At 73.1% G+C, this 12,199-nt stretch carries 11 protein-coding genes; 9 read left to right on the plus strand and 2 right to left on the minus strand.

Going from position 1 to position 12,199, the window contains the following annotated elements:
• The 3 genes from HTZ82_RS27775 to HTZ82_RS27785 form a co-directional block, all read left to right on the plus strand.
• Window positions 1-984, plus strand: a 984-nt coding sequence (locus HTZ82_RS27775; RefSeq protein ID WP_175412132.1) for a glycerophosphodiester phosphodiesterase, incomplete at its 5' end; no start/stop codon positions are given.
• 156 nt (window positions 985-1,140) lie between these two features.
• Complete coding sequence (locus HTZ82_RS27780; RefSeq protein ID WP_175412133.1) at window positions 1,141-1,719, plus strand: sigma-70 family RNA polymerase sigma factor; 579 nt, start codon at window positions 1,141-1,143, stop codon at window positions 1,717-1,719.
• 39 nt (window positions 1,720-1,758) lie between these two features.
• A complete protein-coding gene (locus HTZ82_RS27785; RefSeq protein ID WP_175412134.1) occupies window positions 1,759-2,241 on the plus strand; it encodes a GNAT family N-acetyltransferase in 483 nt (160 codons plus the stop codon).
• A gap of 31 nt (window positions 2,242-2,272) precedes the next feature.
• Here the strand turns inward: HTZ82_RS27785 and HTZ82_RS27790 are convergent, their stop codons facing one another.
• Both HTZ82_RS27790 and HTZ82_RS27795 read right to left on the minus strand, forming a co-directional pair.
• On the minus strand, window positions 2,273-2,680 hold the full coding sequence (locus tag HTZ82_RS27790) for a hypothetical protein (protein ID WP_175412135.1): 408 nt from the start codon (window positions 2,678-2,680) through the stop codon (window positions 2,273-2,275).
• 1 nt (window position 2,681) lies between these two features.
• On the minus strand, window positions 2,682-3,044 hold the full coding sequence (locus HTZ82_RS27795) for a hypothetical protein (RefSeq protein ID WP_175412136.1): 363 nt from the start codon (window positions 3,042-3,044) through the stop codon (window positions 2,682-2,684).
• Between the two features lie 523 nt (window positions 3,045-3,567).
• Here HTZ82_RS27795 and HTZ82_RS27800 point away from each other — a divergent pair.
• The 6 genes from HTZ82_RS27800 to cobT all read left to right on the plus strand — a co-directional run bounded on the left by HTZ82_RS27800 (window position 3,568) and on the right by cobT (window position 12,185).
• Complete coding sequence (locus HTZ82_RS27800; RefSeq protein WP_309235725.1) at window positions 3,568-4,614, plus strand: ATP-binding cassette domain-containing protein; 1,047 nt, start codon at window positions 3,568-3,570, stop codon at window positions 4,612-4,614.
• Complete coding sequence (locus HTZ82_RS27805; protein WP_175412138.1) at window positions 4,611-5,282, plus strand: methionine ABC transporter permease; 672 nt, start codon at window positions 4,611-4,613, stop codon at window positions 5,280-5,282. Before HTZ82_RS27800 ends, HTZ82_RS27805 begins: the two co-directional genes overlap by 4 nt.
• Window positions 5,283-5,355: 73 nt before the next feature.
• Entirely contained in the window at window positions 5,356-6,210 is an 855-nt protein-coding gene (locus HTZ82_RS27810; RefSeq protein ID WP_175412139.1) for a MetQ/NlpA family ABC transporter substrate-binding protein, read from the plus strand.
• Window positions 6,211-6,455: 245 nt separating this feature from the next.
• Window positions 6,456-7,091: a GNAT family N-acetyltransferase gene (locus HTZ82_RS27815; protein WP_254712153.1), complete on the plus strand. Its 636-nt coding sequence runs from the start codon at window positions 6,456-6,458 to the stop codon at window positions 7,089-7,091.
• Between the two features lie 96 nt (window positions 7,092-7,187).
• Entirely contained in the window at window positions 7,188-8,432 is a 1,245-nt protein-coding gene (gene cbiE, locus HTZ82_RS27820; RefSeq protein WP_175412141.1) for a precorrin-6y C5,15-methyltransferase (decarboxylating) subunit CbiE, read from the plus strand.
• A gap of 303 nt (window positions 8,433-8,735) precedes the next feature.
• Window positions 8,736-12,185, plus strand: a complete 3,450-nt coding sequence (gene cobT / locus HTZ82_RS27825; RefSeq protein WP_175412142.1) for a nicotinate-nucleotide--dimethylbenzimidazole phosphoribosyltransferase — start codon at window positions 8,736-8,738, stop codon at window positions 12,183-12,185.
• Window positions 12,186-12,199 lie beyond the last annotated feature (14 nt).

Below are 12,199 nucleotides of genomic sequence, written 5' to 3' on the forward strand. Positions count from 1 at the left end.
GGCGCCAGCGGCTACCGCCCCGAGCACACCCTCGGCTCCTACCAGCTCGCCCTCGATATGGGCGCCCACGTCATCGAGCAGGACCTCGTGCCCACCCGCGACGGCCACCTGGTGTGCCGTCACGAGAACGACATCACCGGCACCACGGACGTCGCCGACCACCCGGAGTTCGCCTCCCGCCGCACCACCAAGACCGTCGACGGCCAGTCCCTCACCGGCTGGTTCACCGAGGACTTCACGCTCGCCGAGCTGAAGACCCTCCGCGCCAAGGAGCGCATCCCCGGCACCCGCCCCGACAACACCCTGTACGACGGCCGCTGGACCGTTCCCTCGTTCGAGGAGGTGCTGCGCTGGGCCGAGAAGGAGGGCCGCCGTCGCGGCCACCCGGTGTGGCTGCACGTCGAGACCAAGCACCCCACCTACTTCCGCAAGCTCGGCCTCGGCCTGGAGGAGCGCCTCGCGAAGCTGCTGCGCCGCTACGGCCGGCACCGCGCCGACTCCCCGACGTTCCTCCAGTCGTTCGAGCCCACCAGCATGCAGCGCATGGCCCGGCTCGTCGGCACCCCGCGCGTCGTCCTGCTGTGGACGCCCGACGACCGCCCCTGGGACTTCGTCGAGGCCGGCGACCCGCGCACCGTCGCGGACCTCATCACGCCCCGGGGCCTCGACTGGATCGCCTCGTACGCGCAGGGCATAGGCCCGCTCGCCGACCTGGTCATCCCCAAGGGCCCGGACGGCAGGCTCGGCGAGCCCACCACGCTCGTCCGCGACGCCCACGCCCGGGGCCTGGTCCTGCACCCGTACACGCTGCGCAACGAGAACAGCTTCCTGCCCGCCGACTTCCGGCGCGGCACGGACCCCAACGCGTACGGCGACGTGTTCGGCGCCTACCAGGCGTACTTCGCCACCGGCATCGACGGCATCTTCACCGACCAGCCCGACACGGGCCTGCTCGCGGCCGCCGACCACCGCGACCGCGGCTGACACCGAACAAGGACGCACCGGACACGGGGCACGGGGCACCGGGCACGGGGCGCGGGGCGCGGGGGAGCGTCACCCCCGTGCCCCCGCACCCGCCCCATCGGGCGATTCCCCGCCGCCCCGGCAACCGCCCCCGCCCCGCCGCGTGTCGTGCCCGGCATGACGCCCCGTGAACCAGCCCCGCACCACCCGACGGCACCCCCCGGACTGGCCGGCCTGGTCGGCGCCCTCACCCCGCTGCTCACCGCCGAGTCCGACGCGGAGGCCCCGGCGGCGGGCGTCGAGTCCCGCGATCTCCAGCAGGCGGTCTGGCTGCGGCTCCTGGAGCGCCTCGACGGCCCCGGCGTACCCGATCGCCCCGCCGACTGGCTGCGCCGCGCCGTCCGCGCCGAGGCCCGCCGCGCCCGCCGCACCGCCGTACGCGAACTCCCGTACGACGACGAACCGGCGCCCGACGCCCGAGACGAACCCACGCCCGACACCGGCCCGGAACGCGCCGCCCTCGACGCCGAACGCCGCCGCGCCCTGCGTGCCGCGGTACGCCGCTCACCCGCCGGATGCCGACGGCTGCTGACTGCGATGCTGTCGCCGAACGACCCCACCTACCGCGAAATCGCAGGAAAGTTGGGTATCTCACAGGGGAGTTTAGGGCCGATGCGTTCCCGGTGCCTGGGATGCCTGCGCAGAATGCTCGCGGCAGAGGTTGCCGTTCCTGACCATCGGGGAAAGGTGCGGTAGACCGACAGGGCGTATCAGGTGAGCCGGAGGCATGCACACATGGGCATGAGCGTGACCATCTCAGCGGCAAGCGCACAGGATGCCGAACAGATCCTCAAGCTGCAGTACCTCTGCTACCAGACGGAGGCCGAGCTGTACGGGGACTACCGCATCGAGCCCCTCACCCAGTCGCTCGACGACCTGAAGGCCGAACTCGGGCGCGGCCACGCGCTCGTCGCCCGCCTCGGCGACGAGGTCGTCGCGTCCGTACGCGGCGAGATCGACGAGGACGGTACGGCCCGCATCGGCAAGCTCATCGTCCACCCGAGGATGCGCCGCCACGGCCTGGGCGGCCGCCTCCTCGACGCCATCGAGGAGCACTTCGCCGGCGACCGCGCGGCCGCCGCCAAGCGGTTCCAGCTCTTCACCGGCCACCGCAGCGAGGGCAACCTGCGCCTCTACCGCAAGAAGGGCTACGAGGCCGTGGGCACCCACCGGATCGGCCCCCGCCTCACGGTCGTCACGCTGGAGAAGGCCGCCTGACGGAAGGCCGCCTGACAGAGCGCGGGCAAGCTCAGGCGGCCGCCGCCACCCGGCGCGCGCGGCGCAGCCACAGGATCCCGGTCACCGGCAGCAGCACCGGGATGAAGACGTACCCGTAGCCGAACTCCGACCAGACCGTGCTGTCCGGGAACGCCGAAGGCTCCAGCAGCGTCCACGTCCCCACGACCAGCACACCCGCCAGCTCGGCGGCGCAGCACACCAGCGCCGCCCTGCGGGCCGTCTCACCGCCGCGCACCAGCGTGTACGTGATGAAGACGTAGACCACCGCGGCCACCGCCGACAGCGCGTACGGCAGCGGAGCCGCGTCGAACTCGGTGGCGATCTGGTACGCCGAGCGCGACACCGCGCCGACCGACATCACGCCGTACAGCCACACCAGCAGCATGCCGGGGCCCTTGACCAGACGGCCGTCGGCCATGTCAGCCCTCCCACCAGATGTCGTGGAGGCGCACCTCCAGCACCGCCAGCACCACCGCCCCGGCCGCCGCCGTCGCCGAACCCCACCGGGTCCGCTCCACGAGCGACATGAAGCCCGCCGCCGGGACGGCGAGGAACGCGCCGAGCAGATACGCCAGGAAGATCGCCGTGCCCTCGTCGGCCTCGCCGCCGCCCGCCAGCCGCACCACGCCGACGACCAGCTGGGCCAGCGCCAGCACCGTCACCACGGCCATGCCGATGAAGTGCCAGTCCTTCGTCGGCTGGTCCCGGTACGCGGCGAAGCCGCACCACGCGGCGAGAGCGAGGGCGGCCACGGACACCGTGACCGTCAGGGCGATGAGCATGGGCCCGAGACTATTACGGAGGAAAACACCCCCGGCCCCCGGCCCCGCACGGCACGTGGTCTTGACCACAGCCACCGCCTCGGCAGCCGCGGCGGGGCACGCATCGCGCACCGCCCGCCGGTCGCGTCCACGCAGGCCACAGCCCGTTCCGAGGCGGACGCGCGCCCGTCCTTCGCCGTCCGAATGCCGCACGTTCGGCGTCCGCTATGCGGACATCCCGGATCGATCACCGACCCCGTCTGCTTTACTGCAGCCATGACCACGACGAGCAGCCGCACCCTTGCGACCGAGGCGATGAAGACGCCCGGTGCTCGTCGCATGTGTCGAATGTGCGCCTTCTGAGGGCCCCTGACCGAGCCTCGCGCCCCGAAGCGAGACCCGACAGCCGATCCGGCCGGCCGAGCCAGTCGGCCACGTCCGCACGGACGGGCCCTGCTTGCTCCGCGCACACGCCTCACAGGCAGCCGTGCCGCGCGTCGGAATGTCGGAACGACGAATTCTCTCGACAGTGACGGAAACCCCTGTGATCACCACCAAGGGCCTGACCAAGGTCTACGAGTCGCGCGGCCGCCAGGTCACCGCTCTGGACGGCGTCGACCTGCACGTCCGCGAGGGCGAGGTGTTCGGCGTCATCGGCCGGAGCGGCGCCGGCAAGTCCTCCCTCATCCGCTGCGTCAACCTCCTGGAGCGCCCCACCTCCGGCACCGTGACGGTCGACGGCACCGACCTCACCGCGCTCGCCGGGCGCGGCCGCCGCGCCGGCAAGGACCTGCGCGCCGCCCGCAGCCGTATCGGCATGGTGTTCCAGCACTTCAACCTGCTGTCCTCGCGCACCGTCCAGGACAACATCGAACTGCCCCTGGAGATCCTCGGCGTCTCCGGCGCCGAACGCGCCCGCCGCGCCCTCGAACTCCTCGACCTCGTCGGACTCGCCGACAAGGCCAAGGCGTACCCCGGCCAGCTCTCCGGCGGCCAGAAGCAGCGCGTCGGCATCGCCCGCGCCCTCGCCGGCAACCCCAAGGTGCTCCTCTCCGACGAGGCCACCAGCGCCCTCGACCCGGAGACCACCCGCTCCATCCTCCACCTGCTGCGCGACCTCAACCGGCAGCTCGGCCTGACCGTCCTCCTCATCACACACGAGATGGACGTCGTGAAGACGATCTGCGACTCCGCCGCCCTGATGCGCAAGGGCAGGGTCGTGGAATCCGGCACGGTCGCCGAACTGCTGGCCACGCCCGGCTCCGAGCTCGCCGCCGAGCTGTTCCCGGTGACCGGCGACGCCTCAGGCCCCGACCGCACGGTCGTCGACGTCACCTTCCACGGCGACGCCGCGACCCAGCCGGTGATCTCCCAGCTCTCCCGTACCTACAACATCGACATCTCGATCCTCGGCGCGGCGATGGACACCGTCGGCGGCCGGCAGATCGGCCGCATGCGGATCGAACTCCCCGGCCGCTACGAGGAGAACGTCGTGCCCGTCGGATTCCTGCGCGAACAGGGCCTCCAGGTCGACGTCGTGGACGCCGTGGACACCGTCGAGTCCGCTCCGGTCAAGGAAGGTGCTCAGTGAGCTGGTCCGAGATGCAGCCCCTGCTCAGCCAGGGAACCATCGACACCCTCTACATGGTCCTCTGGGCCACCGTCGTGTCGGTCGTAGGCGGACTGCCGATCGGCATCCTGCTCGTCCTCACGGACAAGGGCGGACTGCTCCAGAACACTGTGGTCAACAAGGTCGTCGGCGCGATCGTGAACATCGGCCGCTCGCTGCCGTTCATCATCCTGCTGATCGCCCTCATCCCCTTCACCACACTCGTCGTCGGTACCTTCATCGGCCCCACCGCGATGATCGTCCCGCTCGCCATCGGCGCCATCCCGTTCTTCGCCCGCCTCGTCGAGACGGCGATCCGGGAGGTCGACCACGGGCTGGTCGAGGCCGTCGAGTCCATGGGCGGCTCGATCCCCACGATCGTCCGCAAGGTGCTGCTGCCGCAGGCCCTTCCGTCGCTCGTCTCCGCCGTCACCACCACCGTGATCGTCCTCATCGGCTACTCGGCGATGGCCGGCGCGGTCGGCGGCGAGGGCCTCGGCTCCAAGGCAGTCACCTACGGCTACCAGCGCTTCGACACCACTTTCATGCTGGTCACGGTCGTGATCCTGGTCGCGATCGTCACCGTCGTCCAGCTCATCGGTGACGGCGTCGTGCGGCTCCTCGCGCGCCGCGGCCGCACCGCCTCCTGACCACACCCCCCCGCACACGAGCCCGCACTCCTTGTCCGGGCGTACACCGCACCACCAGAAAGAGGCACTTTTCGTGCGTAAGAACATCAAGCTCACCACGGCCTTCGCCGCCATCACCGCCGCCACCCTCGGCCTCACCGCCTGCGGCACGGCATCGGACCCCGGCAACGCCGACTCCGGCACCGCCGACACGTCCAAGCCCCTCGTCGTCGCCGCGTCCCCGACGCCGCACGCCGACATCCTCACCTACGTGAAGGACCACCTCGCCGAGAAGGCCGGCCTCAAGCTGGAGGTCAAGGAGTTCACGGACTACGTCCTGCCCAACACCGCCACCCAGCAGGGCCAGGTCGACGCGAACTACTTCCAGCACAAGCCGTACCTGGACGACTTCAACCAGAAGAACAAGACCACGATCGTCCCGGTCGTGAACGTCCACCTCGAACCGCTCGGCCTGTACTCCCACAAGGTCAAGGCCCTCAAGGACATCAAGCCCGGCCAGACCGTCGCCGTCCCCAACGACACCACCAACGAGGGCCGCGCCCTCAAGCTCCTCGCCGACAACGGCCTCATCACCCTCAAGGACGGCGTCGGCTCCGCCGCGACCCTCGCCGACATCACCGACAAGAAGGGCCTGGAGTTCAAGGAGCTGGAGGCCGCCACCGTGCCCCGCGCCCTCCACGAGGTCGACGCCGCCGTCATCAACGGCAACTACGCCATCGAGGCCGACCTGAAGCCCGCCCAGGACTCCCTCGCCCTGGAGAAGGCCGACAGCAACCCTTACGCCAACTTCCTCGCCGTCAAGAAGGGCAACGAGAAGGACCCGCGGGTCGAGAAGCTCGCCGAGCTCCTCAACTCGCCCGAGGTGAAGAAGTACATCGAGGACACCTACAAGGGCTCCGTCATCCCCGCCTTCGGCGCGGCGAAGTAAGCCCCCGGGTCACGGCCCGCCCCACCGCGGCCCCGCGCACCACCCCGGTGCGCGGGGCTCGTCCGTCCCCCGGCAGCACCCCGGGGGCCTGGCCATGCACACCACCGCGTTCATGCTGCATGCTGTCCGTTCACCGGTTTTCACCGGCAGTACCCAGCAGTCCCAGCAGTCCCAGCAGTAGCCGGCAGTACCCAGCAGTCACCAGCAGTCACGAGCAGTCCTCGGCCTTCGGCATGGAGCGGCACATGACCACCACGTTTCCGGACATCTCCATCAGCACGGAACGGCTGGTGCTGCGCCCCTACGACCCGACCGACATCCCGGCGCACACCGAGATGATGAACGACGAACTCGTCGTCGCCTGGACCTCGGCCCCGCACCCGTACACCACCGCCCACGCCGAGGACTGGGTCAGCAGGATCGCTCCTGCGGAACGCACCAGCGGCCGCGGCCTCGTCCTCGCCGTCACCGAGTTCCTCACCCAGCGGCTCGTCGGCACCGTCCACCTCCGCCACACCGACTGGCGCGCCAAGTCCGCCGAGATCGCCTACATCACCGCCGCCTGGGCCCGCGGCGAGGGCTACGCCACCGAATCCGTCCTCGCCGTCGCCACCTGGCTCCTGCGCGAACAGCGCTTCGAGCGCCTGGAACTGCGCACCCCCGCCGACAACACCGCCTCCCAGCAGGTCGCCCAGAAACTCGGCTGCATCAGCGAAGGGGTCCTGCGCAACGCCTGGATAGCGCGCACCCAGACGGAGGACGGCCACTGGACCGACATCAGAACCGACCTGATCGTCTGGAGCATCCTCCCCGAGGACCTCGACGGCGCCACCGACCAGCTCGCCGACGCCGGCTACCCCTCCTACACCGACTGGAACTGATCACCACATCCGCACGGAAACCTGCCGCCCGGCCCCGTTCCAGGTACCCTCACCCTGCCCCGACCTGCACCGACACCTCCAGGGAGACAGACCAAGATGGCCGACCGGGTCACGGTGATCGGATGGGACGGCTCGCCCCTCACCGCGGCCGCGCGGTCCGCCCTCTCGGCCGCCACCCTCGTCGCCGGAGCCGCCCACCACCTCGCGCTCCCGGAGGTCCCCGCCCACGCCGAACGCATCCGCCTCGGCAGCGTCGACCTCGCCGCCCGCCGCATCGCGGGACACCGCGGCACCGCCGTCGTCCTCGCCGACGGCGACCCCGGCTTCTTCGGCGTCGTCCGCACCCTCCGCGCCCCCGAACACGGCCTCGAAGTCGAGGTCGTCCCCGCCGTCTCCTCCGTCGCCGCCGCCTTCGCCCGCGCCGGCATGCCCTGGGACGACGCCCGCATCACCGTCGCCCACACCCGTACGCTGCGCCGCGCCGTCAACGTCTGCCGCGCCCACCCGAAGGTCGCCGTCCTCACCTCACCCGGCGCGGGACCCGCCGAACTCGCCCTCATGCTGGACGGCGTCCACCGCACCTTCGTCATCTGCGAGGCCCTCGGCACCGACCGCGAGCAGGTCACCGTCCTCACCTCCGACAAGGCCGCCGACCACACCTGGCGCGACCCCAACGTCGTCATCGTCATCGGCGGCTCCGCCACCGCGCCCGGCACCCAGGGCGCTCAGGGCGGCGGCTGGCTCATGGGCCCCGACCCCGGCCCCGTACGCGGCTGGGCCCTGCCACCCGAGTCGTACGACGCGTCGTACGGCGACGGGGGCACCGCCCGGGAACCGGGCACCGGCGACGGGGCCGACCTCCGGGCCGCCCAGCTCGCCCGCCTCGGCCCCCGCGTCGGCGACCTCGTCTGGGACATCGGCTGCGGTTCCGGCGCCTTCGCCGTGGAGGCCGCCCGCTTCGGCGCCGCCGTCATCGCCGTCGACGCCGACCCCGCCGCCTGCGCCCGCGCCGACGCCGCCGCCCGCCGCTTCGGCGTCCAGCTCCAGACCGTCGCCGGACGCGCCCCGTACGTCCTGGAACGGCTCCCCGAACCCGACGTCGTACGGGTCGGCGGCGGGGGAGCGGCCGTCGTGGCCGCGTGCGCCGACCGGCGCCCCGAACGGATCGTCGCCCACGCGGGCACCCGCGACGAGGCCGAAGCCGTCGCGTCGGCGCTCGCCGACGGCGGGTACACGGTCGAGTGCGCCCTCCTCCAGGCCGTCGCCCTCGACCCGGCGGCCTGGTCCGAACGCCACCGCTCCGTGGCCTTCCTCATCGCCGGACGCAGAACCGCCCCGTGATCCCGTCGCTACACAAGGCCAGGTAGGCTGGCCGATCGTTCCACTCCAGCCGGGCATGCGGCAGGTCGTTCGCCAATGTCCGGAGAAGGCGCCTTCTTTGGGGGCACCGGGAGGGAACGCTACCGGGGGGTGCGCGACGTGGCGCAGTCCACAGCCGATGGTGGCGCAAGCCGCTGCCATGCGCGGCCGATACCGCGAGAATGCTGCATGTCCGCGTGCTGTTCGTGCCGCGCGGCGCGCACGCTCGTTATCTGTTGACGGGCGGAAGTCTGAAGGAGCACAACCGATGGGCGAGGGGTACGCATGACTGACACCGGCCAGGTCCCGGGCGAGGGACAGCCGGAGAACGCAGGCATGGTGGAGCAGCCGGGCATGCCCGTTCCGGGTGCGTACACCTTCCTGGACCCCTCCGAGAGCCCCGCGGACGACGACGACCTGCTCCTGATGCCGGGCTCCCAGGGCGCCTGGACCGAGCCGCAGCCCGGCGTGGCCCCGGCCCCGCCGGTGGCCGTCCCGATGGCCCAGGCGCCGGCGCCCGCCCCCGTTCCCGCGCCGGCTCCCGAGGCGGCACCGGCTGCCGATGTGCCGGCCCAGGTACCCGCTCCGGCGCCGGCGCCCATGGCGGAAGCGGTCGCTCCGCAGCCGGTGGCGCCGGACCAGCCGGCGGTCGCCGAGCAGCAGCCCGCGTACGAGCCGCCGCTCATGCCGGAGGCCCCGCAGCACGTACCGCCGCCGTACGAGCACCTGGCCGTCCACGAGACCGGCGCGCACGAGGCGGGGGGCCGGGACTCCGGTTCCGTCGACCTCGGAGCCGTACGCATCCCGCCGCCCGCGCCCGAACCGGCCCCTGCCGCAGCGCAGGCTCAGGCGCAGGTCCATGCCCAGGCGCAGGTACAGGTCCAGGCGCCCACGCCCGTACCGGCACCCGCCCCCGCTCCCGCTTCCGCGTCTGCGCCGCAGCACGCGCGGCGTCCGCTGCACATGGGCCCGCCCGTGCCGGACCCGGCGGGCGGCGTGGTGCGTTCGCTCGCCGACCGCGGCCCCGCCACCGCGGCGCCCGGCGCCGTCCCGCAGGCCCCGGTGCCCGCCCAGGGCCCGACGACGGCCGGGCCCGAATACCTGGACGTGCCCCGCGAGGAGCCCGCCGCCGCCCCGGCGCCGCCGCAGACGGCGGCGGAGATCCCGCCGCAGGGCGCCGAGCCGTGGTCCCAGGTGCCGGTCCAGAAGGAGTCACAGCAGCCCCAGGGGTCATTCGTCGCCCCAGCAGAAACGGTCGGCCAGTTCGTCCCCGTGGAGGGCACGGTCCCGACCACCCCGCACCTCGCGCCCACCCCGCCCCCGGCCACCCCGGAGGAGCCCGCGCCCGCCCCGGAGCCGACGGCCGCCGAACCGGTCGCCGCCGAGCCGGGCCCCGTCGAGCCGGTCGCCGAGCCGGCCGAGGCGGAGGCCGCCCAGGCAGAGCCCGAGCCGCCGCAGCAGCCGACCGCCGAGCCGCTCGCGGTGGTGGCCCCGGACGCCACAGCCCCCGAAGCCGTACCAGCTGCCCCCGAAGCCGCACTGCCCGAGCCGGTGGCCCCGCCTGCGGAGCCGCCCGTCGAGGCCCCCACCCCTGAGCCGGTCGCGGAGGCACCTGCCCCGGAGCCCGCGCCCGCCCCGGAGCCGACGGCCGCCGAGCCGACCGCTCCGGAGACCCCCGAGGAGCCGGCCGCCACGGTCCCGGCCCCCCGCGAGGCCGAACCCACCACGGCGGAGGCGCCCGAGCAGCAGGCCGCCCCCGAGGCCGTGGAGGCGGCCCCCGAGGCCCCCGAGGTGATCGAGACCCCCGAGGCCCCGGCAGAACCGGAACAACAGCCCGAACCCGCAGCGGACACCACGCCCGCGGACGCGCCCACCCCCGCCGAGACCCCGGCCGAAGTCCCCGCCGAAGCCCCGGCCGAGACCCCGGCCCCGGCGGCGGAGGACACGCCCCCGGCAGAGGAGCCCGCCCCGGCCGCCGCCCCCGAGGAGCAGCCCGCGACGGACGCGCCGGCACCGGGCTACGCGGACGCCGAACGCGAGGCGATCCTCCGCGTGATGCGGGAGCGCCGCGACATCCGCAACGGCTTCCGCAGCGACCCCATCCCGCACGAGGTACTCCTTCGCGTCCTGGAGGCGGCCCACACGGCACCGTCCGTCGGCCACTCCCAGCCGTGGGACTTCGTCGTCATCCGCTCCGCCGAGACGCGCCGCGCCATGCACGAACTGGCGCAGCGTCAGCGCGAGGCGTACGCCAAGTCGCTGCCCAAGGGCCGGGCCAAGCAGTTCAAGGAACTGAAGATCGAGGCGATCCTCGACACTCCGGTGAACATCGTCGTCACCGCCGACCCGACCCGCGGCGGCCGCCACACCCTGGGCCGCCACACGCAGCCGCAGATGGCCCCGTACTCCTCCGCACTCGCGGTCGAGAACCTCTGGCTGGCCGCCCGCGCAGAGGGCCTGGGCGTCGGCTGGGTCAGCTTCTTCGACGAGCGCGAGATGGTCCGCTCCCTGGGCCTGCCCGAGCACCTCGAAGTCGTCGCGTACCTCTGCGTCGGCTACGTCGACGAGTTCCCGGAGGAGCCCGAGCTGATGCAGGCGGGCTGGTCCAAGCGCCGCCCGCTCTCCTGGGTCGTCCACGAGGAGACGTACGGCCGCCGCGCCCTGCCCGGCGAGGAACCGCACGACCTCCTCCAGGAGACCGTCGCCAACATCCGCCCGCTGGACGCGAAGGCGCTCGGCGAGGCGTGGGAGCGCCAGAAGCGCATGACGAAGCCGGCCGGGGCGCTCGGCATGCTGGAGATCATCTCCGCGCAGCTCGCCGGCCTGTCCCGCGCCTGCCCGCCGCCCATCCCGGAACCGGCCGCCGTGGCGATCTTCGCGGGCGACCACGGGGTGCACGCCCAGGGCGTCACCGCCTGGCCCCAGGAGGTGACCGGCCAGATGGTCGCCAACTTCCTCGGCGGCGGCGCGGTCTGCAACGCGTTCGCCAACCAGGTCGGCGCGGAGGTGTGCGTCGTCGACGTCGGCGTCGCCACGGACCTCCCGGCCACGCCGGGCCTCCTGCCCCGCAAGGTCCGCCCCGGCACAGCCGACTTCACCACCGGCCCCGCGCTCAGCCGCGAGGACGTCCTCTCCGCCATCGAGGTCGGCATCGAGACGGCCCGCGACCTGGTCGCCGCCGGCAACAAGGCGATCCTCACGGGCGAGATGGGCATCGCCAACACGACGGCGTCGGCCGCGCTCATCTCGGTGTACACGGGTACGGACCCGGCCGAGGTCACCGGCCGGGGCACCGGCATCAACGACGAGATGCACGCGCGCAAGGTCGACGTCGTGCGCCGCGCCCTCGACCTCCACAAGCCGGACCCGGCGGATCCGGTCGGCGTCCTCGCGGCGATCGGCGGGCTGGAGCACGCGGCGATGGTCGGCTTCATCCTGGGCGGCGCGTCCCTGCGTACCCCCGTCATCCTCGACGGTGTCAGCGCGGGCGCCGCGGCCCTGGTCGCCCGGGCCGTCGCGCCCGAGGCCCTGGCGGCCTGCATCGCAGGCCACCGCAGCGCCGAGCCCGGCCACGTGGCGGCCCTCAACAAGCTGGGCCTCCGCCCCCTGGTCGACCTCGACCTCCGCCTCGGCGAGGGCACCGGCGCGCTGCTGGCCCTCCCGCTGGTCCAGAGCGCGGCCCGGGCGATGCACGAGGTGGCGACGTTCGACTCGGCAGGCGTAACAGAGAAGTAGCGCAGGCGTGCCCC

Source organism: Streptomyces sp. TRM64462 (assembly GCF_013362995.1).
Classification (GTDB): domain Bacteria; phylum Actinomycetota; class Actinomycetes; order Streptomycetales; family Streptomycetaceae; genus Streptomyces.